Below are 20,997 nucleotides of genomic sequence, written 5' to 3' on the forward strand. Positions count from 1 at the left end.
ACTGTATCACCGGCCCGTGCCGCCGCGCGCATTCGGTGATGCCGGCCGCTTGGGCGCCGGGCGTGCCTTGCGGGCAACGGCGGGCGGCTTGGTCGCCGGCGGTTTCGCGGGTGCAGGCTTGCCGGCGACCGGTTTGGCCGACGTTGGTTTGGGCTGTGGTGGCGGTGGCGGCGGCGGACGCGTGGCGGCAAGCACGGTGCGCACCGGATCGCGCGGCGGCCCATCGAGCACGAAACGTCCATGTCGATAGACGGAGCCGCAGGCGACGAAGGCGGCCGTGCCGGGGGGTACGGCGCCGGGCAGGGCGGTATTGAATGCGACATGGCGCTGACGCAGCCGGTCCATCAGGATCGCCTGCCGCGGCGCCGTCGAATCGGTGTAGAGGCTGACCAGGAAGCCGCGGGCCCGCGCCGTGGTGAACCAGCGTGCGTAGCGGTCCTCCTCGTCATAGAGGGCGTCCAGCAGAAGGACGCCGCTGACGCGGCCCGTGGCGCCGCCGCGATCCAGTACATAGGCAGCCGGCTTGTAGCCGCCGCTGAAAGCCACCAGGATCACCGGTGCTGCACGCAAAGCCGCCGCGACGACCGGTCGTTCCGCACGATTGACAGCGGCCGCGTCCGTCATCCGCACCACCGCCTCCTCGAGGAAGCGGGCGAAGGCGCCGGGTTGCCAGAATTTGCCGGCGCTCGAGTCGGCGGCCTCGCGCGCGAATTGCGGTGCGATCAGCACGGCATTGATGTCGGCCTGGGTGATCTGTCGCACGATCTCCATGTCCGAGACGACGCGATCGATCGAACTGCCGTGGCCGTGGAAGAACACGACCAGCCGTGCCGGTTTGCGCGGATCGAACGACGCCGGCACGTGCAGCAGAACGCCGGCATCGGCATAGACGGTGTCTTCCCACAGCACCTCGCCGTTGGGCGCGGTGCGGCCGCGCCGCTTGCCCTGCGACACGTTGAAGAACGGGGTCCTGCCGTCTTCAGCCAGGCCGCGATAGGGGAAGGGCGCGGACTGGAACGGCAGGATGCGGGTGACGGCCTGGCGCGGGACCGGCGGCGGCAGTGGTTTGGCTGGCGCCGGCGCGGCGGCCTGCGGTTTGGGACGGGGCGACGATTTGGGCGGCGGCTTGGCGAGCGCGCTGACGGGCAGCAATGTCAGCCCGAACAGCAGGCGCACGAGACCGCGTCGATCCAGGATCGTCCGCGGTCCCCCTGACATCGTGCCCTACGCAGCCGCCGGCTTGCCGGGAAGCGGCAGCAGCACGCGGAAGAAGGCGGGGATCGCCACCAGATACGCGATGCCGCCCACCAACAGCACGGCCGGCAGGCCGAACGACGTCGCTACGACCGGCACCAGCGCCGCACCCAGGACCGAGAACGAGCCGTTGATGCCCCAGGCCCACAGGAACATGTGGTCCTTGCCCAGCCGGCCCAGCATGGTCATGCCGGTCGGCATCGGGAAGCCCATCAGGAAGGCCGGCGGGAAGATGATCGCCAGGCACGCCAGGATGCGCACGATGTAGGGCAGGGTGCCGATCGCGTCGAGCACCGGATCGAGCAGGAAGCCATAGCCGATCAGGATGACGCCGATCGCCAGGAAGACCTTGGGCAGGAAGGTGCGGGTGCGGTCCAGGTAGCGTTCCGATACGAAGCTGCCCAGGCCCGAAAAGACCAGCATGCCGGTGATCAGCACCGAAGCCGAGACCGTGGCGTTGCTGAGCGCCAGCATGAAGTGGCTGATCAGGCCGACCTCGGTCACGATGTAACCCAGCCCCAGGCACAGGAAGTAGATCATGGCGCCGAACTTGCCGGGGTAGCGGCTGAAGATGGTGCGCCAGCCGAACACCACGGGGAACAGCACCAGCACCAGCGCCGCCACCGCGGCGATGGCCAGGGTCGCCCAGATCAGCAGATAGCCCCACTCGTCCTGCACCAGTTCCAGCCGGTCGGTGAAGCGCAGCAGGTCCTTCACCTTGATGTAGGCGGCGAAGTAGGGCTGGTGGTTGGTCAGGACCTTCGTGTCGAAGACATAGCGGTCGGCGATCTGCTGGGCATCGCCATTGATCAGGAAATGCCACCACAGCCGGCCGAGATCGACCGCCGGCACCTTGGGGCGGCTGGGCGCGCCATCATTGGCGCCCTCCTTCTTGTCATCGGCGGGCGCGCCGGGCGGCGGCGGATCGTTGGCCTCCTTGTCCTCGGCGCCGGGTCCGGTCGGGTCGGGCGGCGGGCCTTCGTAGAAGAACTGGTCGTAATAGCCCTGCAGCGTGGCGTCCAGCAGCGACAGGTCGGCCTTGAAGCCCGGCGAGTAGATCTCGTCGAACGACATCCGGCTGGTGTGCTTGCGCAGTGTCTCGGCCTCGTCCGGCGTGAAGCCGTTCCGCTTGAACAGGACCGTGGCCGTCGACAGGTAGCTGGAGGCGACGAAGAAGCGGTTGGCGACATCCTTGCCTTCGACATCGCGCGCCGCCGCCACCATGGTCGCGTACAGCTTCAGGACCGACTTGGGCGGCTCCTCCTTGTTCCACAAGGTCACGGCCAGCACGCCATCGGGCTTCAACGCGCTCATGTAATTGCGCATCGCCTCGCGCGTGTAGCTGAACTTCTCGATGATGGCGAAGCCGCCGGGCTGTGCCAGGCCTGCCGAATCGGCCAGCGCCAGGTCGATCACATCGAACTTGCGCTTGGTGCGCGCGGCGTAGAGACGGCCGTCATAGTCGATGACCTCGACCCGCTTGTCGCCCAGGATGTCGCCGGTGAACTTCTTCAGCTCGGGATCGGTGAGGAAGGCATTGAGCACCATCGGGTTGCCTTCGGCGACCGTGACGCTGCTTGAACCGGCGCGCAGCGCCAGCGACGTCGACAACCCGCCGCCGAACTGCACGACGAAGGTCTCGGGGTTCTTCTTCACGACGTACGGGTAGTACATCATGAGGTAGCGGAAATATTCGGTCTGCGAGCCGGGCAGCGTCTTGATGATGCCGCTGGGGCCTTCGCTGTCGATGTACAGGCCGCGATAGGCCCTGCTCGGCATTTCAGGCAGGTTGAAGCCGGCGTTGTCGGACTGTCCGGGCGCGAAGTGCAGGTAGGAGCTGTCGTAGATCTCCATGTAGCCGAACGGCGTGGCGCGTTCGTAGACCCGCTGGGCGTCGGGGAACTTGCGGACGTAGGACACGCCTTTGTAGTCGCTGACCGCCAGCTTGGGGATGTGCAGCACCTGGGGCAGCCAGAAGTGCCCCGCCAGTGCCAGGGCCGCAGCGATGACCGTCTGCACCAGTCCGCGGCGGTCCGACACCGCCATGAACCACAACAGCGTGCCGACCAGCCACAGCAGCAGCGGTGCCACGATCAGGTCGTCGGGCTTGAAGACGTACATCGCCAGCAGGAACAGCAGGCCGCAGGCACCCGAGCCGGCGAGGTCGGCGAAATAGACGCGGTTGAAGGTCTTCTGTGCCTTCAGGAACACGACGCCGAGATAGAAAGCGCCGCACAGGAACGGCAGGAAATAGAGCATGAAGTTGGCGAACAACCGCCACTTCTGCATCGGGTCGGACACCAGGAAGATGGCGTTGAACGGCACCTGTTGCGCCGCCAGGTTCGAGGCCACCATCACCGGGCCGAACAGCAGCACGGCGGCCTTCACCGTGCCGCGCCAGTGCGTCTCGAACCACGACTTGCCGACGCACATGATGGCGCTGGTCAGGCCGAAGCCGAACATCGCCAGGCTCACCACCAGCGAGCCGAAATGCGCCCAGCTCCCCACCGAGAAGATGCGCATGATGCCGATCTGCAGGGCGATCACGGCGCCGGCGATCAACGCCACCGAGAGATAGAAAGTGAGCGTCGGACTGTTGTCGAAGTCGACGTCCGGCAATGCGCCGGCGGCGGCCTTGAGTGCCATGCGAGGGGGATCCGTCTTTTCAGTGGCGGGTTTGCCCCGCAGAAGTGAAGTCTATGGCGGGAATGTGGAAAGACAAAGGCCCCCGCGGGGTGAACGCGGGGGCCTTTCTGTCCGGCTGGTCGGCCTTACTTGTTGTGCGTGCCCTTGATTTCGCCGTCGACCAGCTTGGTGAACGGCACGAAGGGAACGATCTTGCCGCCGTAGATGTCCTCGCGGGTCACCGACACGGCGCCGTCGGCGGCGACCTGCTTGATCACCTTCAGCACGCGCTGGGCGCCGGGCGGGCCGACCGGGATCACCATGATGCCGCCGGGCTTGAGCTGCTGCAGCAGCGGCGGCGGGATGTGGTCGATGCCGGTGGTGACGATGATCTTGTCGAACGGGGCAGCCTCCTGCCAGCCGTAGTAGCCATCGGCCTGCTTGGTGTTGATGCCCTTGAACTCTTCGTAGCCGGCGGCGATCGCCTTGTCGTAGATGCCGCGGGTGCGGGTGGCCAGCGGCGCGATGATCTCGATGGTGTAGACCTTGTCGGTCAGCTCCGAGAGATAGCCCGCCTGGGTGCCCGAGCCGGTGCCGATCTCCAGCACCTTCTCGCCGCGCTTGACGTCGATCACCTCGGTCATGCGGCTCTGCAGGTGTGGGCCGGACATGGTGACGCCGAAGCCCATGTCGAGGAAGGCGTGCTCATAGCCGCGCTGCGACACTGCCGGATTGCCGGCCGCGAACACCTCGCGCGGGGTCAGCAGGAAGGCCCGCTTGGTCTTGTCCGTCCACAGGTCCTTATTGCGGACGACGTGCACGAAACGGTCCCACCGCGCATTGAGCCACTTGTCGCTCTCGCCGCGATTGGCCTTCATCCAGGCGATGTAGCTTTCCTTGGAGTCCATCGGCGGGCTTTGTTCAGGCTTGATCGGCTTGAACTGGGCCATCGCCGGCATAGCAAGCAGGGCAACGAAGAGGGCTGCCACCCCGCCTTTGATAGCGCGCCGCATGGGCGAGCCTCCGTATCAACGGGTTGCGTTCACTGGCGGTGATTTTGCACAACTTATTGTAATTGAGAGGCACCACCAGCACAGAACTATGTACGGGAGAGGCGTGCCAGATGCCAGCCCAATTGCGCTGAATCACGAGAATTGCACATCACCGGCACGCCCCCGCCTTTCGTCATCTGCGTGGCCGTGCGAGAACCGGTTGCAGGCGCTGACGACAAGCGCCGACCCCAAAAAGTTATTTCCGGAGGCCACGCCCATGACTCGTTTTACCCGCCTGTCCCGCCGTACCGTCATGGCCGGGGCCGCAGCCCTGCCGGCGCTGGCTGCACCCGCCGTCGTCCGCGCCGACGCGTGGCGGCCCAAGCAGGCGGTGCGCATCGTGGTGCCGGCGGCGCCCGGCGGCACCACCGATATCGTGGCGCGGTTGCTGGCCAGCCATCTGCAACAGCGCTGGGGCCAGTCGGTGGTGGTTGACAACAAGTCGGGCGCCGGCGGCGTGGTCGGCTCGACCGAGGTGGTGCGCGCCGCCCCCGATGGGCTCACCATGCTGATGGGCAATATCGGGCCCCAGTCGATCGCCTATTCCCTGTACCGGAACCTGCCCTACAAGCCGGAGAGCCTGATCCCGGTGTCCAACGTGATCACGGCGCCGAACGTCCTGGTGGTGCATCCCGCCGTGCCGGCCAAGACGGTGCCGGAGTTCGTGACGTGGCTGCGCGGCCGCAACGGCGAGGCGTCCTATGCCTCGTCGGGCACCGGGCAGTCGCCGCATCTGTCGGGTGCGCTGTTCCTCCAGCTCGTCGGCGCCAAGGCCACCCATGTGCCCTATCGCGGTGCGGCGCCGGCGCTCAATGACCTGGTGGCCGGCGTCACGCAGTACTTCTTCGACAACCTGACAACCGCGATCGAGTTCGTGCGTGCCGGCAAGCTCAATGCGCTGGGCCTGACCTCGGCGCAGCGCAACCCGCTGGTACCCGACCTGCCGCCGATCCGCGAGACGATGCCCGAACTGAAAGACTTCGACGTCTCGACATGGTTCGGCGTGTTCTTGCCGGCGGGGACGCCCAAGGACGTCGTCGATGCCCTGAACGGCGAGATCAAGAACTTCCTCGAGCAGGACGCCACCAAGGACCGGTTCAAGACCATGGCCGGTTTCCCCGCCTACGGAACGCCGGCCCAGTTCAACGATTTCGTGCAGCAGCAGATCGTGCGCTGGCGCGGCGTGATCGAGAAGGAAGGGCTGAAGCTCGACGTGAACTGACGCTAGGGTCTCTCACGCCGCGGGCATGCCGGCCACCAGCGCCGCCGTGCGCTGGTTGATCCACGGCTCCATGCTGCGGTCCGTCAACACATAGAGCCGGTCTTTCTGGACGGCATCGAGCACCATGGCGCCGACTGTGTCGGGCTGGACGCCGTCGGCCAGCAGTTTCGTCATGACGGCGCTGCGCGCGATCGCCCGTTCCCGCTGCTCGGCACTCATCGACTTGACCACGCTGGGCTGCAGGCGCCGGGTGCGAGCGATGATGTCCGTTGCCACCGGGCCGGGGCACAGCACCGTCACGCCGATCCCCAGCGTCTTGAGCTCCGAATGCAGCGCTTCCGACATGCCGACCACGGCGAATTTGGCGGTGACGTAGAGAACACCCGACGTATTGCTGCCCACCAGCCCGGCGCCCGAAGCCGTGTTGACGATGTGTCCGCCCTCGCCGCGCTCGACCATCCGCGACAGGAAGGTCTGCACGCCGTTCACCACGCCCTCGAGGTTGATGCCCAATCCCCAGTCCCACAGCTCGTAGGTCAGCTTGGGCGCGGGTGCGCCGCCGGCCACGCCGGCATTGTTGACGACCAGCGACACCGGACCCAGCCGAGCCTCGATCCGGTCGGCGATGTCGGCGAACGCGGCGCGATCACGCACGTCGAGAACCACGGTTTCCACATCGGTGGTGGCTGCGAGTTCCGCTCGAGCGCGCGCAAGGGCTTCCTCGTCTTGGTCGACCAGCGCCAACCTGGCGCCGGCCCTGGCGAAGGCACGGGCAATGCCAAGCCCGATCCCGTTCGCGCCGCCCGTGATGAACGCCGTACGGCCCGATACGTTGGTCATCGCAGCTCCTCACATGGCGACCGTGCGCCCGTGCGCGATGGCAACGTGACCGACGCCCGTCCGCGCCGCAACGCGCGCGCCGCCCGGGTGTTTCACATGGCGGGAGGGATGCGTTTTTCGGCGTCAGCGCGACAATCCCCTCTGCCCATGCAGCCAAGGGAACCCGCGGTGATTGGGCCCGTTGCGAGCGGTGCTGGTGGCGGCTGGGACCGCGCCGCTCCAGCGGCGCTCATGGTTCTAAGCCGGCGCTTGCGCACCAGAGATGCGTCGCTGGAGCGACGCGGTCCGACCCGTCACCAGCGGCACCCAGTCCTGCAGGGAGAGATGGGAATTCCTACTCCGATGCTCTCACGTGTACTTGCGCACGTCGTCGATGACCTTGCCGTCGTTGGGCAGGCTGCCGGGGGCGGCAAACTCGACCTTGCCGCGTACCTTGCAGATGTTCTGGACCGTCCCTTCGATTGTCTTGGCGAGATCGGCCGAACCACCGGCCAGCTCGGCCTTCAGGGTCATCACATCCTGCTGGTCGACCCAGTCGATCACCAGCCGCAGGCGGCCGAGCTCCGGATGGCGCTTGGCGATCACGGCGATCTGCTCGGGATCGACGAACATGCCCTTGACCTTGGTGCGCTGGTCGGCGCGGCCCATCCAGCCCTTGATACGCATGTTGGTGCGGCCGCACGGGCTCGTGCCGGACAGCACCGCCGACATGTCGCCGGTGCCGAAGCGCACCAGCGGGTAGGCCTTGCTGAACGTCGTGACCACGACTTCACCGACCTCGCCCTCGGGCACGGGGTCGCCGGTGCCGGGCCGCACGATTTCCACGATCACGCCTTCGTCGACGATCATGCCCTCGAGCGCCTTCGACTCGTAGGCGATGGTGCCGAGATCGGCGGTGCCATAGCTCTGCAGGGTCGAGACGCCGCGGTCCTGGAACATCTGGCGCAGCGATGGCGGCAGGGCCTCGGCGCCGACGAACGCCTTCTTGAGGGACGAGACGTCCTTGCCCAGCTCAGGCCCCTTCTCCAGCAGGATCTTCAGGAACGAGGGCGTGCCGACATAGCCTGCCGGCCGGATCGCCTCGATGGCGTCAAGCTGCAGCTCGGTCTGGCCGACGCCGCCGGGGACCACGATGCAGCCCAGCGCGCGGGCCGCCGTCTCCATCATGATGCCGGCCGGTGTCATGTGATACGAGAAGGTGTTGTGCACGATATCGCCGGCACGGAAACCGGCGGCGTACATGGCGCGTGCACCGCGGAAATAGTCCTTGTCGGCAGTATCGATCTCGAAGATCGGGCCGGGCGACATGAAGATGTGCAGCGCCTGCGACAGCGGCACGCCCAGCAGCCCGCCCATCGGCGGGTTCTTCTTCTGGACGGCGCCCAGGTTGCTCTTGCGCAGGACCGGCAGCTTGGCCAGCGCGGCGCGGCTGGTCACGGCAGCCGGATCGACATCCTTGAGCCACTCGCCGAAGAAGGGCGCATTCGCCTTGGCATGCGCGAGCTGTGCCGGCAGCGCCGCCGCCAGCGCCCTCTCGCGCTCGTCGGCCGAACGTGTCTCCAGCGAATCATAATGCTCGGCCATGGTGTTTCCTCGGCGGGTTTTAGGGCGCGGCGTTGGTCCGATTCAGCACGTCGTTGCGGGATGATGCAAGCCGATCGACGGAACCATGGCCGGGTTGCCTCGTTATGGCGGAATGGGGCTGCGGCAGCAGGCCGGTCAGCAAGAGAGCAGGAGGTTGCGATGGCGATGCGCAGGAGCGCAGCGGCGGATGACTTTGCCAGTGAAGTGGCGGCCCTGAAAAAGCAGCTGGCGCAGCTGGCGTCGTCGATCGAGGCCTCGGCCAAATCGGAAGGCGGCGATGCGGTCCGCGCCGTGGGTGACAAGGCGCGTGATTTTCTGTCCCAGGCGACGTCGTTCGTCGACGGCTTCAGTCGGGACTTTCGTGATGTCGCCAGCGAACGGGCACATGCCGCTGTTTCGCATGTCAAAGCGACGGCGCGCGAAGGATCCGAGCGCCTGGAGGATACGATCCGTGAGCGGCCCCTGACGTCGATCGCCGTTGCGGTGGGTGTCGGCTGCCTGCTGTCGCTGCTGTTGCACCGCCGTTGAGTCGGCGTCAGCCATGCTGCTGCCTCTCGCTCGATCGGCTGGCCTCTACGGTCTGGCCATGGCCGCGGTGGTGGCGCGCCGTACCGCGGCGCGGATCTGCCTCTACGTTCTGATCCTTATTCTGTCTGTCGTCGGTCTGGGCTTCCTGACTGCAGCCGCCTTCCTCGCGATCGCGCAGGGGCTTGGCCCGATCTACGCGGCGCTGATTGTCGGCTGTGCTTACATGGTTGCGGCGCTGATCGCGGTGCTCGTGGCGCAGTCACGACGCCGCCGCTGGTGACCCCAGTATCGAGGAGGACATCAAATGCTGAGATGGGCTGTCATCTTCCTGGTCGTCGCGCTGGTCGCCGCCGTATTCGGCTTCGGCGGCATCGCCGCAGCGGCCACCGACTTCGCGCGCATCCTGTTCATCATCTTCCTGGTGCTGTTCGTCATCAGCCTGGTGATGGGAATGATGCGGCGAGGGTGATTTCGTGGGAGCGCGGGCGAGACACCCGCGCTCCCACGAACGCCTCCGTTACAGCCAGCGCTTGCGGCGGCGGTAGTGCTTGACGTCCTTGAAGCTGCGGCGGCCTTCGCCGGCCATGCCAAGGTAGAACTCCTTGACATCCTCGTTCTCGCGCAAGGCGGCGGCATCGCCGTCGAGCACGACGCGGCCGTTCTCCAGAATGTAGCCATAGTGCGCGTAGCGTAGCGCGACACTGGTATTCTGTTCGGCCAGCAGGATCGCAACGCCCTGCTCGGCATTCAGCCGCTGGACGATCTCGAAGATCTCCTCGACCAGTTGCGGCGCCAGACCCATGGATGGTTCATCGAGCAGGATGGTACGCGGCCGGCTCATCAGCGCGCGGCCGATGGCCGTCATCTGCTGCTCGCCGCCCGAGGTATAGCCGGCCTGGCTGGCGCGCCGCTGCTTCAGCCGCGGGAAGTAGTGGTAGACCTTCTCCAGATCGTCGGCGATCTGGCGACGGTTGTTGCCGTGGATGAAGGCGCCGGTCAGCAGGTTTTCCTCGACCGTCAGATGGCCGAAGCAATGGCGCCCTTCCATCACCTGGATGACGCCGCGGCGCACCAACTCGTTGGGGGTCAGATCGTCGACCCGCTCGCCGCGATAAAGGACGCTGCCCTTGGTGACGTCGCCGCGTTCGGCACGCAGCAGGCAGGAGATGGTCTTGAGTGTCGTCGACTTGCCAGCACCGTTGCCGCCCAGCAACGCCACGATGCCGCTCTCCGGCACCTGCAGCGACACGCCCTTCAGCACCAGGATGACGTGGTTATAGATCACCTCGACATTGTTGACCGACAGGATCGGTGTCGCAGTGTCGGGGGCCGGTGATGCTTGGGCGACGGTCATGGTTGGCTCCAGATTTCCTCTCCTCGCCAAGAGCGGGGAGAGGAAGGGGCCCATCGCGAAGCGATGGGAAGGTGAGGGGTACGAACGATCGGACTCCGTTCTCGCAAATAGAGACCGATCGTTCGTACCCCTCACCCAGCCTCTCCCCGCTCTCGCGGGGAGAGGGGCATGCTCTCAGTTCTCCTTCGAGCAGTCGCGCGCCGTGATCTTCTTCTCCTCGGCGTACTTCTTCGCCGCGGCCTCGACCATCGGCTTCAGCACCTTGTCGTCCGACTCGTACCAGTCGGAGATCACCTTCCACTCCTTGCCGTCCCATTGCTGGATACGGCCGGCGCGGGTGCCTTCATGGTCGGCACACGCCACCTTGATCGGACGGATCAGGCCGTCGAAGCCAAGTCGCTTCACGTCATCAGCGCTGAGCACGAGGTTCTCGAGGCCCCAGCGCGCCTGCTCGCCGTTCATCGGCTTGTTGCCGAATTTCTTCTGGGCGATGCGCAAGGCCTCGATACCGAGCATCGCGTTGATCATGCCGCGGTTGTAGAGGACCTCGCCGACCTCGTCCCACTTGGTTGCGCCCTTGTTCTTGTCATAGACGAACTTCTTGATGTCGTCGTGAACGGCGAACTTCCCGGCGCCATGCTGCAGCATCGCGGCGTTGTAGCCCTTGGCGCCGTCCTCGGCCGGCCGCACGTCGGGCTCGGCACCCGACCACCACACGCCGTACATCTTCTCGCGCGGGAAGCCGACCGCGGCAGCCTCCTTGATCGAGGTCGAGTTCATCACGCCCCAGCCCCACAACAGCACGTAATCGGGACGGCTCTGGCGGATCTGCAGCCACGTTGCCTTCTGCTCGACGCCGGGGTGCGTGACCGGCAGCGGCGTGAACTCGAAGCCGTGCATCTTGGCGCGCTCGGTCAGCAGCGCGATGGGTTCCTTGCCGTAGGGCGAGTCGTGATAGACCAGCACGACCTTCTTGCCCTTCAGCTTGTCCCAGCCGCCTTCCTTCTTGGCGATGTGCTGCATGATGATGTCGGCGGCGGACCAGTAGGTGCCCAACAGCGGGAAGACCCACGGGAAGACGCTGCCGTCGCGTGATTCGGAGCGGCCGTAGCCCATCGAGATCACCGGGATCTTGTCGGTCGGCGCCTTTTCGATCAACGCGAAGGTGATACCCGTCGACAGCGGGTTGAAGAAGGGTGCCCCGCCGCCCTTGCCCTTCAGCCGCTCGTAGCATTCCACACCGCGGTCGGTAGCGTAGGCCGTCTCGCACTCTTCGTAGACGATCTTCACGCCGTTGATGCCGCCGTCACGCTCGTTGAGCAGGCTGTAGTAGTCGGCAACGCCGTTGGCCCACGGCGTGCCGTTGGGCGCATAGGCGCCGGTGCGATAAACAAGGCCAGGAATGAACTGCTCGTTTTGCGCCGAAGCCGGTTCGGCGGCGATCAGGCCGCCGCTGATCAGCGCGGCGCCCGCGAGCGCCAGCTTACCCCATCTCATTTCGTCCCTCCTTTATGCGGGTGACGGCGATGCCGTCCGTGCCGCCACGGTAATCAGTCCCAACGGTAGCCGCCAGTCGCCCGCAAGGGTCGACTGGCAGGCCGAGCGCCGACGCGGACCGTCGGACTGTTTGTTGCCCGCCCTCAATGCGGGAACGGCCATAGCCGCAGTTTCTCCTTGGCGACGGCCCACAGCCGGGCCAGGCCGTGCGGCTCGACGATCAGGAAGAAGACGATCATCGCGCCAAAAACCATGAACTCCAGATGGCTGAGCAGCGCCGTCGACATGCGCAGGCCGAGCCAGCCGGGCAGCTGGTTCAGCATGATCGGCGTCAGCACGATGAAGGCGGCACCCAGGAAGCTGCCCAGGATCGAGCCCAACCCGCCGATGATCACCATGAACAGGATGGCGAAGGAGCGGTTGATGTCGAAGGCCAGTGGTTCCCAGGCGCCCAGCCGCAGGAAGCCGTACATCGCGCCGGCGACGCCGACATAGAAGGAGCTGACGGCGAAGGCCAGCAGCTTGGTGCGCAACGGCCGGAAGCCGATGATCTCGGCCGCGATATCCATGTCGCGGATGGCCATCCACGACCGTCCGATATGGCCGCGGACCAGGTTCTTCGCGACCACGGTCAGCACCACGACCACGGCCAGGATCACGAGGTAGCGCGCCATCGGCGTTTCGATGGGGATGCCGAAGACCGTCAGGTTGCCGACGGCGACCGAGCCGGATGACGAGTAGTTGGTCAGCCACTTCACGCGTGCCACCACCCAGTCCAGGAAGAATTGGGCGGCGAGCGTGGCGACGGCGAGATAGAAGCCCTTGATGCGCAGGGACGGCAGGCCGAACAGAATGCCGACCGCGGCAGCCATCAGGCCCCCGAACAGGAACACGATGATGAGGTCGTTCACCATCGGTACCCGCAGCCACAGGTTATAGGCGGCGTAGGCGCCCACCGCCATGAACCCGCCGGTGCCCAGCGAGACCTGGCCGCAATAGCCGACCAGGATGTTGAGCCCGATGGCGGCCAGCGAAAACACGAGGAACGGGATCAGGACTTCGGTGAAGAGGTACTGCGCCAGGCCCGGCGCGACGGCGGCGAGTGCCACCGGCGCCAGGAACGCCAGCACGATCAGGGCGAACACGAACAGCCGATCCTGCAGGATCGGAAAGATCGCCTGATCGGCGCCGTAGCTGGTCTTGAACTGGCCGGCTTCGCGGTACAGCACGATTGCAATCCCTTCGCTCAGACCCGTTCGATGATCCGCTCGCCGAACAGGCCCTGCGGACGTACCATCAGGAAGACCAGGGCAAGCATGTAGGCGAACCAGTTTTCGATGCCGCCGCCGGCGAGGTCGAAAGTCTTTGCCAGCACCGGGCTGAGGAAGACCTCCGACAGTTTTTCGCCGGCACCGATGATGAGGCCGCCGATGATGGCGCCCGGCACCGACGTGAAGCCGCCGAGGATCAGCACCGGCAGCGCCTTGAGCGCGATCAGCGAGATCGAGAACTGCACGCCTAGCTTGGCGCCCCAGATCATGCCGGCGACCAGCGCCACCAGGCCCGACACCGTCCACACCACCAGCCAGATCTGGTTCAGCGGGATGCCGACGGACTGGGCGGCGGCATGATCGTCGGCGACGGCGCGCAGTGCCCGGCCGGTCCGCGTCTTCTGAAAGAAGAACGCCAGGCTGATCACCAGGGCACCGGCGATGCCGGCGGCGATGAGATCGGTCGGTTCCACCAGCAGGCCGCCCTCGAAGACGCCGGATAAAAGGAAAACGGGATCTTTCGGTAGTCCGAGGTCGACCTTGTAGATGTCGCTGCCCCAGATCGTCTGGCCGGCGCCATCGATGAAGTGGGCGATGCCCAGCGTCGCCATGAACAGGATGATGCCTTCCTGGTTGACCAGCTGGCGCAACACTAGGCGCTCGATGCCGTAGGCGAGCGCCACCATGATGATGCCGGTCGCCGGCAGGGCGAGCCACATGGGCCAGCCCCTGCCGCTGAAAGCGGCCGCCAGCACACCGCCCAGCACGGCACAGGCAAGGGCGATTCCCACCTGCAGCCGCGCACCGGGTGGCCGTGCCTCCCGGGCGGCACGCGAGCGGTGCCAGCCCGCCAGCGCCACCAGCCCGACGGTGCCGGCAACGACGGCGCCGGCGCCGATGAACGATGCCGTGGGTACGTCCTTGGCGCCGGACAGCTGTGCCAGGGTCAACGCCGCGAACAGCACCATGGCGCCCTGGGCGAAGTTGAAAACGCCCGAGGCCTTGAAGATCAGCACGAAGCCCAGGGCGACCAGTGAATAGAGCACGCCGGTCAGCAGGCCGCCGAGCAGGGTCTCGAGCCAATCCTGCAGCCGCACGCTGTCGCGCAGCAGGGGCGTCAGCATGAGCACCACGAGAGCGGCGCAAAGCACGGCAATGGTGGTGTGTTCGCGCGTTAGTCTCATGTCAGTGGCTGGTCCCGAGATAGGCGGCGATCACCTCGGGGCTCGCCTTGACCTCGTCCGGCGTGCCGTCGCCGATCTTCTTGCCGTAATCGAGCACCACGACGCGGTCGGAGATGTCCATCACCACGCCCATGTCGTGCTCGATCAGGCAGATGGTGGTGCCGAACTGGTCGTTGACGTCGAGAATGAAGCGGCACATGTCCTGCTTCTCCTCGAGGTTCATGCCCGCCATCGGCTCGTCGAGCAGCAACAGCTCGGGCTCGGCCGCCAGTGCGCGGCCCAGTTCGACGCGTTTCTGCAAGCCGTAGGGCAGGCGGCCGACCGGTACCTTGCGGATATGCTGGATCTCGAGGAAGTCGATGATGCGTTCGACGAAGGCGCGGTGCTCGTTCTCCTCGCGCTGCGCCGGTCCCCAGTGCAGGGCCTGGGCCAGCAGGCCCGTCTTCATGCGCAGGTTGCGGCCGGTCATGATGTTGTCGAGCGTCGACATGCCCTTGAACAGGGCGATGTTCTGAAATGTACGGGCGATGCCCTGTTCGGCCGCCTCGTGTGGGCGCATCTGCTGGCGCGTGACGCCCTTGTAGGTGATGCGGCCTTGCTGGGGGTGATAGAAGCCGTTGATGCAGTTCAGCATCGACGACTTGCCGGCGCCGTTGGGACCGATGATGGCGCGGATCTCGCCCTTGTGGATGTCGAAGCTGATGTCGGTAAGCGCCTTCACGCCGCCGAAGCTGAGCGAAATGTTCTCGAGCGCCAGCAGGACTTCGGCCGTTGCGTGCGAGGTGCGCGCCATGATGCTCAGGCCGCCTTGCGCACGGTGGGTGTCGCGGCGTCACCCACGCCGCGGATCGCGACGTCGCCCTCGACCATGCCCTTGCGTCCATCTTCAAAGGTGACTTCGGTCCGCAGATGCACCGTCGTGCGGCCGTCATAGAGTGCCGCGATCAGGTCGGCGTAGCGCTCGCCGACGAAGCCGCGCCGCACCTTACGGGTGCGTGTCAGTTCTCCGTCGTCGGCATCCAGCAGCTTGGGCAGGATCAGGAAGCGTTTGACCTGGGCGCCGGCCATGCGTGGGTCCTGGGCGAGGTCGCGGTTGACCTGGGCAACCTGCTCGGCGATCAGGTCATGAACCTCGGGACGAGACGCCAGCTCCTGGTAGCTGGCGTAGGCGATATCGTGGCGCTCGGCCCAGTTGCCGACCGCGGTCAGGTCGATGTTGATCAGCGCCGTCACGAAGTCGCGCTTGTCGCCATAGGCGACGGCTTCGTTGATATGAGGAAAGAACTTCAGCTTGTTCTCGATGAATTTCGGCGCGAACAGCGTGCCGTCGGTCAGGCGGCCGACATCCTTGGCGCGATCGATGATGTGCAGGTGGCCGTCGTCGTCGATGTAGCCGGCGTCACCCGAATGCACCCAGCCGTCGGCGGTCTTGGTCTCCGCCGTCGCCTCCGGGTTCTTGTAGTACTCGTGGAACACGCCGGGGCCACGGAACATCACCTCGCCGCTGTCGGCGATGCGCAGCTCGACATCGGGGACGACCTTGCCGACCGTCTCCAGCCGCACGTCGCGGTTGGGGTGGATGGTGACGAAGACGCTCGCCTCGGTCTGCCCGTACAGCTGCTTCATGTTGATGCCGAGCGAGCGGTAAAAGTTGAAGATGTCCGGGCCGACCGCTTCGCCTGCGGTATAGGCCACCCGCACGCGCGACAGGCCCAGCGTGTTCTTCAGCGGCCCGTACACGAGCACGTCGCCCAGGCCATAGAGCAGCCGATCGCCGAGGCTCACGGGCCTGCCGTCGAGCAGCTCGCCGCCGACTCGACGCGCCAGCGCCATGAACGTACGGAACATCCAGCGCTTGGCGGCACCGGCGTCCTCCATGCGGATCATCACGTTGGTGATGATGTTCTCCAGGATGCGCGGCGGCGCGAAGTAATAGGTCGGGCCGATTTCGCGCAGGTCGGTCTGCACGGTGGCGGCTGATTCCGGACAGTTCACCGTGAAGCCGGTAATCAGCCCCTGGGCATACGAGAAGATGTGATCGCCGACCCAGGCCATCGGCAGGTAGCACAGCAACTCGTCGCGCTCGGTGAGCCCCTCGACCCTGGCGGCATTCTCGGCGCTCTTGCGCAGGTTGTCGTAGGTCAGCACCACGCCCTTGGGCCGCCCGGTGGTGCCCGACGTGTAAAGCATCACCGAAGCATCGCTGCCGCGGCCCTGGGCGATCTCGCCGTCGAGGAATTCAGGTTTTGCCTGCTGCAGGGCGCGGCCCTTCTCCTGGACCTCCTGGTAGGACAGCAGTCCTTCGTAGTCGCCCAGACCGCGTTCGTCCTCGTAGATCAACGTCTGCAGGCCGGACACCTGGGTGCGGATCTCGAGCAGCTTGTCGATCTGCTCCTGGTCCTCGGCCAGCGCGAAGCGCGCCTCGGCATGCTCGACGACGTAGGCCATCTCGGTCGCGACCGAGTCCTGGTAGACCGGCACGGGAATGCCGCCCAGCATCTGCGCCGCATTCATCGCCCAGTAGAGCCGCGGACGGTTGTCGCCGACGATGATCAACTTGTCGCCACGCGCGAAACCCAGGGACGCCAAACCGGCGGCGAAGGCGCGCGTCTCTTCGTACACTTGGCGCCACGTGTAGATCTGCCAGATGCCGAGATCCTTCTCGCGGTAGGCCGGACGGTCTGCACGCTGGCGGGCGTTCTGGGCAAGAATCTGCGGAAACGTCTGGGCCGGTGTGGCGGCGGTGCTCGTCGTCTCCAGCCTCATGCGCGTTCCCTCATGCTGCCCCGTCACATTTCTTGTGCCCTGTCGTCGGGTTTTGTCGCGCGACAGCAGCGAAAGAGGTGGATGGGCGAGACGTGCTGGCCTTTTGTTGCGTTGCACCATTTGTTTTTGCAACGCGGCTTTGCACAGTCGCGGTAGGTAACTGACGCCCCGGTGAGGGTCAAGGCAACTCTTTGCGGGCGTTTGTCGCAGTGTGGTGCGCCCATGGGTTGACCGCCAGGGATCGTCGTCATTAAGATTGTAAACAATATGAAAGAGAACATCGATGCGGCTGCATCGCCACCGATGGTTGATCCGGATGATCCGCCAGCAGCACAGGCGCGCGACGGCTACGTCGCCTTTCGCTGGTTCGGTGCGACGCCACGGTTGACCTTGTCGCTGCCCGAGCAGATCGCCGCTCGTATCGGCGATCGCATCATCGACGGCACTTACGCGCCGGGCGAACGGCTGGTTGAGCAGGATCTTGCCGCCGCGTTTGCGGTGAGTCGCGGCCCGATCCGCGAGGGCCTGCGGCTCTTGGAGAAAGAAGGCCTCGTTCGCATCCACGCACGGCGCGGCGCCGAGGTGACCCGGTTGAGCGCGCAGGAGGTCGCCGAGACGTTCGAGGTGCGGGCCGGGCTGTTCGCGATCGTTTCGCGCCGGCTGGCCGAGCGCCGCGATCCGGTCCTGCTGCGCAACTACCGTGCTGCGGTCGAGGAACTGGCCCGCCATGTCGACGATGTCGACGGTACGGCCTATGCCGAGACTGTGTTTCGCGCCAGCCTGATGTCGGCGCGCGCCTGCGGCAACGCGCGGCTCGCCGATCTTGCGATCTCGCTGTCGTTGCAGACGCTGCGCTACACGCGCCTGTCGCTGGCGTCGGTCGAACGCCGGCGCCGCTCGCTGGCACTGTGGCAGGCCGCCCTGGCGGCCCTGGAAGCCGGCGACGCCGATGCCGCCGAAGCCGCCTCGCGCGGCCGCATCGAGGATTCCATGCGCGGTGCCATCGCGGCGCTGGCCGCCGACGCCACGGCTTAGGGGGCGCCACGTCATGCTCAGTCGACGCGCATGGTTGACGGGAGCGGCGGTTGGCGCCGTGGCGATGCCCTGGGTGGCGCAGGCGCAGGGTTTCCCCAGGGATCGTGTGACCATCATCACGTCGCTGCCGGCCGGCAGCTCGGTCGATGTCACCACCCGGATCGTGGCCGAGAAGCTGAGCCAGATGTGGCGCCAGCCGATCGTGGTCGACAACCGCGGCGGCGCCAACGGGCTGATCGCCTGTGAATTGGTGGCGCGTGCGCGGCCCGATGGGCTGACGTTGCTGGCGACGTCGGCGATGACGCATGCCGCCAACCCGGCACTGTACGACAAGCTGCCCTACGATCCGGTCAACGATTTCGTGCCGGTGCTGCGCGTGGGCATGTCGCCCTTCATCCTGATGAGCAGCAAGGCGCTGCCGCCGACGTCGCTGCTGGAACTGGTCGCTTTCCTGAAGAAGGAACCGGGTCGTCATCATTTCGGCGCCGGCAGCCTGCCGTCGCGCATTGCCTCGGAGATGTTTCGCCAGCAGGCCGGCGTCGACATCGTGCATGTCGGCTACAAGGGCAACCAGCAGGCCTTCCCCGATCTGACGGAGGGACGCATATCGCTGATGACGGTCGACGTGGTGGGCGCCAAGCCGCTGGTCGATCGTGACGCGGTGCGGGCACTGGCGGTCACTTACGCCACGCGCTATCCCACGGTACCCTCGGTGCCGACCAGCGCCGAAGCCGGCATGGCGGGATTCGAACTGACGACATGGTCGGGCCTCTACGCGCCGCGCGCGACGCCGACCGAGATCGTCGAGCGGATCGCCCGTGATGCCGCCGCAGCGATTGACGCGCCTGACGTGCGGGCCCGGCTTGATGCGCTGGGCGGTGGTCCGCGCGAGCTGGCATTGACCGACGCGTTCGGGCGCTTCACCCGCAGCGAGATCGATCGCTGGGGCAAGATCATCCGGTCCGCTGGACTGAAAGTCGAATAGGAGGACACCATGCAGAGCACGAGCCTGCGCGGCAACCGCGGCCCCCGCTACAAGCAGGGCGCACGCGATGCGACACCCTACGAGAGCATCGTGGTGCGCAAGCTGACGCCGATCATCGGCGCCGAGATCGACGGCATCGACCTGGCACAGCCGCTGTCGAACCGCACGCAGGACGAGATCCACCGTGCGTTGGCCGAGAACCTGGTGATTTTCTTTCGCGACCAGACGCTGACGCCGGACCAGCATGTGGCTTTCGGCCGCCGGTTCGGCGACCTGCATGTGCACCCCGCCGCGCCGCACGAGGCTGGTCGTCCCGAGTTGATGATCGTGGCCGCCGACGAGAACTCGACGCGCGCCAACGGCGAGGGCTGGCACACCGACGTCTCGTGCGAAGCCGAGCCGCCGATGGGCAGCATTCTCTACATCAAGGAGTGTCCCGACGAGGGTGGCGACACCTTGTTCGCCAGCATGTACGCCGCGTACGAGGCGCTGTCGGACCGCATGAAGGCCTATCTCGAGGGCCTTACCGCGGTCCATGACGGCGAGCATGTCTATCGCGGCACTTACGCCAATCTCGGCGTTGCCGATAAACCCGCCTATCCGCGCGCCGAGCACCCCGTCGTGCGCACGCATCCGGTGACCGGCCGCAAGGGCCTCTATGTCAACCGCGGCTTCACGGTACGTATCAACGGCATCCCGCGCGATGAGAGCGATGGCATCCTGCGCTATCTCTACGAGCACATGGAGAACCCGCTGTTCCAGTGCCGCTTCCGCTGGCGTCCCAACTCGATCGCGTTCTGGGACAATCGCTGCGCCCAGCATCGCGCCATGTGGGACTACTGGCCGCACCGGCGCTACGGCAACCGCGTGACCGTTGCCGGCAACAAGCCGTACTGATGGAAGAACCCGATGTTCCGCTGACGGGCGGCGGCCGCACCGCGGTGGCGCGCCGCGGTGGCGTCGTCCATCGCGAGACCGGGCCATGGGCGCCGTCGGTCCATGCGCTGCTGCGCCACCTGGAGGCATCCGGCTTCGAGGCTGCGCCGCGGGTCGTCGGCACCGGCTTCGATGCCGACGGTCGCGAGATGCTTACCTACATCGAGGGCGAAATCGTGAACCCGGCGCCGTGGACCGACGCGGCGATCACCGCCGTCGGTCGCATGATTCGCCGGCTGCATGATGCGACCGCGACGTTCGTACCGCCTGATGGCGCAACGTGGCGGCCATGGTTCGGGCGTGACATCGGTGATGGCCGTCGGATCGTCGGCCATTGCGATGCCGCGCCCTGGAACATCGTCGCCCGCAATGGCCATCCCGTTGCGCTGATCGACTGGGAAGTGGCGGGACCGGTCGATCCGTTGACCGAACTGGCGCAGGTCGCGTGGAACAACGCCCATCTCTACGACGACGATGTGGCGGCGATGAACGGACTGCCCGATGCCCCGGTCCGTATCACCCAGGTGCGTCTGCTGGCCGATGGGTATGGCCTGCCGGCGCCAGACCGACAGAAGCTGACGGCCCGCATCATCGACGTCGCCGCCCTGAGCGCCGCCAACGAGGTGATCGAGCAGCAGATCACACCCGACACCGAGCATGCTCCACGCGTGTGGGGCATCGCCTGGCAGGCCCGCAGCGTGGCCTGGATGATCCGCCATCGCGCGCTGATCGAAAGAGCGCTTGCCTAGATGACTGGGAGCGCGGGTGTCCGCCCGCATCAGGGCGAAAGTAAAGCTGTCGCCTGCGCGCGTAGCGCCGATTTATGAGCGGCCCGGAGGTCCGTGCTCCCAGCAACCCAGGTTG

General features: G+C 66.2%; 19 protein-coding genes. 8 read left to right on the plus strand and 11 right to left on the minus strand.

Features of this window, described 5'->3' with window-relative positions:
• Positions 1 to 6 precede the first annotated feature (6 nt).
• From FQU96_RS43020 to FQU96_RS02930, 3 genes are all read right to left on the minus strand, one after another.
• Positions 7 to 1,218 (minus strand): alpha/beta hydrolase, encoded by a 1,212-nt coding sequence (locus FQU96_RS43020; protein WP_146539327.1) that lies wholly within the window; start codon positions 1,216 to 1,218, stop codon positions 7 to 9.
• A 6-nt stretch (positions 1,219 to 1,224) separates the two neighbouring features.
• Positions 1,225 to 3,900 (minus strand): hypothetical protein, encoded by a 2,676-nt coding sequence (locus FQU96_RS02925; protein WP_146539328.1) that lies wholly within the window; start codon positions 3,898 to 3,900, stop codon positions 1,225 to 1,227.
• 125 nt (positions 3,901 to 4,025) lie between these two features.
• Positions 4,026 to 4,892 carry a protein-L-isoaspartate O-methyltransferase gene (locus FQU96_RS02930; protein WP_218574580.1) on the minus strand — a complete coding sequence of 289 codons (867 nt, stop codon included), beginning with the start codon at positions 4,890 to 4,892 and terminating at the stop codon, positions 4,026 to 4,028.
• Between the two features lie 256 nt (positions 4,893 to 5,148).
• Here FQU96_RS02930 and FQU96_RS02935 point away from each other — a divergent pair, with 256 nt between their 5' ends.
• On the plus strand, positions 5,149 to 6,153 hold the full coding sequence (locus tag FQU96_RS02935) for a tripartite tricarboxylate transporter substrate binding protein (RefSeq protein ID WP_146539329.1): 1,005 nt from the start codon (positions 5,149 to 5,151) through the stop codon (positions 6,151 to 6,153).
• Between the two features lie 12 nt (positions 6,154 to 6,165).
• Here FQU96_RS02935 and FQU96_RS02940 read toward each other — a convergent pair whose 3' ends face one another.
• Positions 6,166 to 6,993 carry an SDR family oxidoreductase gene (locus FQU96_RS02940; RefSeq protein WP_146539330.1) on the minus strand — a complete coding sequence of 276 codons (828 nt, stop codon included), beginning with the start codon at positions 6,991 to 6,993 and terminating at the stop codon, positions 6,166 to 6,168.
• A gap of 348 nt (positions 6,994 to 7,341) precedes the next feature.
• The gene (locus FQU96_RS02945; RefSeq protein ID WP_146539331.1) at positions 7,342 to 8,577 is read right to left on the minus strand and encodes a phenylacetate--CoA ligase family protein; all 1,236 of its coding nucleotides are present in this window, start codon (positions 8,575 to 8,577) and stop codon (positions 7,342 to 7,344) included.
• A 159-nt stretch (positions 8,578 to 8,736) separates the two neighbouring features.
• On the opposite strand from FQU96_RS02945, the gene FQU96_RS02950 reads away from it, so the two are divergent.
• Genes FQU96_RS02950 through FQU96_RS02960 form a run of 3 tightly spaced genes read left to right on the plus strand, consistent with a single transcriptional unit; the run spans position 8,737 to position 9,574 of the window.
• Complete coding sequence (locus tag FQU96_RS02950; RefSeq protein WP_146539332.1) at positions 8,737 to 9,105, plus strand: YqjD family protein; 369 nt, start codon at positions 8,737 to 8,739, stop codon at positions 9,103 to 9,105.
• A gap of 13 nt (positions 9,106 to 9,118) precedes the next feature.
• On the plus strand, positions 9,119 to 9,385 hold the full coding sequence (locus FQU96_RS02955) for a hypothetical protein (RefSeq protein WP_146539333.1): 267 nt from the start codon (positions 9,119 to 9,121) through the stop codon (positions 9,383 to 9,385).
• A gap of 24 nt (positions 9,386 to 9,409) precedes the next feature.
• Positions 9,410 to 9,574 carry a DUF1328 domain-containing protein gene (locus tag FQU96_RS02960; protein WP_146539334.1) on the plus strand — a complete coding sequence of 55 codons (165 nt, stop codon included), beginning with the start codon at positions 9,410 to 9,412 and terminating at the stop codon, positions 9,572 to 9,574.
• A gap of 48 nt (positions 9,575 to 9,622) precedes the next feature.
• On the opposite strand, the gene FQU96_RS02965 is transcribed toward FQU96_RS02960, so the two are convergent.
• The 6 genes from FQU96_RS02965 to FQU96_RS02995 form a co-directional block, all read right to left on the minus strand.
• Positions 9,623 to 10,459, minus strand: coding sequence for an ABC transporter ATP-binding protein (locus FQU96_RS02965; RefSeq protein WP_146539335.1), 837 nt, complete (start codon positions 10,457 to 10,459; stop codon positions 9,623 to 9,625).
• A 174-nt stretch (positions 10,460 to 10,633) separates the two neighbouring features.
• Positions 10,634 to 11,956 carry an ABC transporter substrate-binding protein gene (locus FQU96_RS02970; RefSeq protein WP_146539336.1) on the minus strand — a complete coding sequence of 441 codons (1,323 nt, stop codon included), beginning with the start codon at positions 11,954 to 11,956 and terminating at the stop codon, positions 10,634 to 10,636.
• 143 nt (positions 11,957 to 12,099) lie between these two features.
• Positions 12,100 to 13,185 carry a branched-chain amino acid ABC transporter permease gene (locus tag FQU96_RS02975; protein ID WP_146539337.1) on the minus strand — a complete coding sequence of 362 codons (1,086 nt, stop codon included), beginning with the start codon at positions 13,183 to 13,185 and terminating at the stop codon, positions 12,100 to 12,102.
• Between the two features lie 17 nt (positions 13,186 to 13,202).
• Complete coding sequence (locus tag FQU96_RS02980; protein ID WP_255467870.1) at positions 13,203 to 14,351, minus strand: branched-chain amino acid ABC transporter permease; 1,149 nt, start codon at positions 14,349 to 14,351, stop codon at positions 13,203 to 13,205.
• A gap of 61 nt (positions 14,352 to 14,412) precedes the next feature.
• Positions 14,413 to 15,204: an ABC transporter ATP-binding protein gene (locus FQU96_RS02990; RefSeq protein WP_146539338.1), complete on the minus strand. Its 792-nt coding sequence runs from the start codon at positions 15,202 to 15,204 to the stop codon at positions 14,413 to 14,415.
• A gap of 5 nt (positions 15,205 to 15,209) precedes the next feature.
• Positions 15,210 to 17,177, minus strand: coding sequence for a long-chain fatty acid--CoA ligase (locus FQU96_RS02995; RefSeq protein WP_146539339.1), 1,968 nt, complete (start codon positions 17,175 to 17,177; stop codon positions 15,210 to 15,212).
• A gap of 267 nt (positions 17,178 to 17,444) precedes the next feature.
• Between FQU96_RS02995 and FQU96_RS03000 the strand changes: the two genes are divergently transcribed.
• The 4 genes from FQU96_RS03000 to FQU96_RS03015 are packed head-to-tail and all read left to right on the plus strand — an operon-like array spanning position 17,445 to position 20,882.
• Positions 17,445 to 18,212: a GntR family transcriptional regulator gene (locus FQU96_RS03000; protein WP_146539340.1), complete on the plus strand. Its 768-nt coding sequence runs from the start codon at positions 17,445 to 17,447 to the stop codon at positions 18,210 to 18,212.
• Between the two features lie 13 nt (positions 18,213 to 18,225).
• A complete protein-coding gene (locus FQU96_RS03005; RefSeq protein WP_178130277.1) occupies positions 18,226 to 19,197 on the plus strand; it encodes a tripartite tricarboxylate transporter substrate binding protein in 972 nt (323 codons plus the stop codon).
• 9 nt (positions 19,198 to 19,206) lie between these two features.
• Positions 19,207 to 20,094 (plus strand): TauD/TfdA family dioxygenase, encoded by an 888-nt coding sequence (locus FQU96_RS03010; RefSeq protein WP_146539342.1) that lies wholly within the window; start codon positions 19,207 to 19,209, stop codon positions 20,092 to 20,094.
• Positions 20,094 to 20,882 (plus strand): aminoglycoside phosphotransferase family protein, encoded by a 789-nt coding sequence (locus FQU96_RS03015; protein WP_178130278.1) that lies wholly within the window; start codon positions 20,094 to 20,096, stop codon positions 20,880 to 20,882. Before FQU96_RS03010 ends, FQU96_RS03015 begins: the two co-directional genes overlap by 1 nt.
• Positions 20,883 to 20,997: the final 115 nt, after the last annotated feature.

The sequence above is a fragment of the Reyranella sp. CPCC 100927 genome (assembly GCF_007859315.1).
In the GTDB taxonomy this organism is placed as follows: Bacteria; Pseudomonadota; Alphaproteobacteria; order Reyranellales; family Reyranellaceae; genus Vineibacter.

Coding starts and splice junctions, on each gene's coding strand:
- FQU96_RS02950 (WP_146539332.1), top strand. CDS start 8,737: ATGGCGATGCGCAGGAGCGCAGCGGCGGATGACTTTGCCAGTGAAGTG.
- FQU96_RS02965 (WP_146539335.1), bottom strand. CDS start 10,459: ATGACCGTCGCCCAAGCATCACCGGCCCCCGACACTGCGACACCGATC.
- FQU96_RS02990 (WP_146539338.1), bottom strand. CDS start 15,204: ATGGCGCGCACCTCGCACGCAACGGCCGAAGTCCTGCTGGCGCTCGAG.
- FQU96_RS03000 (WP_146539340.1), top strand. CDS start 17,445: ATGAAAGAGAACATCGATGCGGCTGCATCGCCACCGATGGTTGATCCG.
- FQU96_RS03015 (WP_178130278.1), top strand. CDS start 20,094: ATGGAAGAACCCGATGTTCCGCTGACGGGCGGCGGCCGCACCGCGGTG.
- FQU96_RS02930 (WP_218574580.1), bottom strand. CDS start 4,892: ATGCGGCGCGCTATCAAAGGCGGGGTGGCAGCCCTCTTCGTTGCCCTG.
- FQU96_RS03005 (WP_178130277.1), top strand. CDS start 18,226: ATGCTCAGTCGACGCGCATGGTTGACGGGAGCGGCGGTTGGCGCCGTG.
- FQU96_RS02955 (WP_146539333.1), top strand. CDS start 9,119: ATGCTGCTGCCTCTCGCTCGATCGGCTGGCCTCTACGGTCTGGCCATG.
- FQU96_RS02945 (WP_146539331.1), bottom strand. CDS start 8,577: ATGGCCGAGCATTATGATTCGCTGGAGACACGTTCGGCCGACGAGCGC.
- FQU96_RS02935 (WP_146539329.1), top strand. CDS start 5,149: ATGACTCGTTTTACCCGCCTGTCCCGCCGTACCGTCATGGCCGGGGCC.
- FQU96_RS02960 (WP_146539334.1), top strand. CDS start 9,410: ATGCTGAGATGGGCTGTCATCTTCCTGGTCGTCGCGCTGGTCGCCGCC.
- FQU96_RS02970 (WP_146539336.1), bottom strand. CDS start 11,956: ATGAGATGGGGTAAGCTGGCGCTCGCGGGCGCCGCGCTGATCAGCGGC.
- FQU96_RS43020 (WP_146539327.1), bottom strand. CDS start 1,218: ATGTCAGGGGGACCGCGGACGATCCTGGATCGACGCGGTCTCGTGCGC.
- FQU96_RS02925 (WP_146539328.1), bottom strand. CDS start 3,900: ATGGCACTCAAGGCCGCCGCCGGCGCATTGCCGGACGTCGACTTCGAC.
- FQU96_RS02980 (WP_255467870.1), bottom strand. CDS start 14,351: ATGCTGACGCCCCTGCTGCGCGACAGCGTGCGGCTGCAGGATTGGCTC.
- FQU96_RS02940 (WP_146539330.1), bottom strand. CDS start 6,993: ATGACCAACGTATCGGGCCGTACGGCGTTCATCACGGGCGGCGCGAAC.
- FQU96_RS03010 (WP_146539342.1), top strand. CDS start 19,207: ATGCAGAGCACGAGCCTGCGCGGCAACCGCGGCCCCCGCTACAAGCAG.
- FQU96_RS02995 (WP_146539339.1), bottom strand. CDS start 17,177: ATGAGGCTGGAGACGACGAGCACCGCCGCCACACCGGCCCAGACGTTT.